Origin of the sequence: Paraburkholderia piptadeniae (assembly GCF_900007165.1) — a bacterium.
GTDB lineage: Bacteria > Pseudomonadota > Gammaproteobacteria > Burkholderiales > Burkholderiaceae > Paraburkholderia > Paraburkholderia piptadeniae.
In genome coordinates, this window is sequence record NZ_CYGY02000132.1 from 1 (window position 1) to 425 (window position 425).

1 protein-coding gene is annotated in these 425 nt (G+C 67.8%); it reads right to left on the reverse strand.

Annotated features, from left to right (window positions below; translation table 11 throughout):
* Positions 1-425: amidohydrolase family protein (locus tag BN2476_RS42430; protein ID WP_173819728.1), on the reverse strand; the 425-nt coding region annotated here is incomplete at both ends.

Below are 425 nucleotides of genomic sequence, written 5' to 3' on the forward strand. Positions count from 1 at the left end.
GTGGATCGCGACCTGCGTGTCGGTATCGTCGGCAACCGACAGGCAGTTGTCGATCGCAGCGGGCGTCGTGCCCCAGTCCTCGTGCAGCTTCAAACCGATCGCGCCCGCCGCAATCTGTTCGAGCGCGGGCGCAGGCGTGCTCACGTTGCCCTTGCCGAGAAAGCCGAGATTCATCGGATAGCCGTCGGCAGCCTGCAGCATCCGCTCGATGTGCCACGGACCCGGCGTGCAGGTCGTCGCGTTCGTCCCCGTCGCCGGTCCCGTGCCGCCGCCGAGCATCGTCGTCACGCCGCTCGCGAGCGCTTCGTCGATCTGCTGCGGGCTGATGAAGTGAATGTGCGTATCGATGCCGCCCGCCGTCACGATCATCCCTTCGCCCGCGATCACCTCCGTCGCCGCGCCGATCGCGATCGTCACGCCCGGTT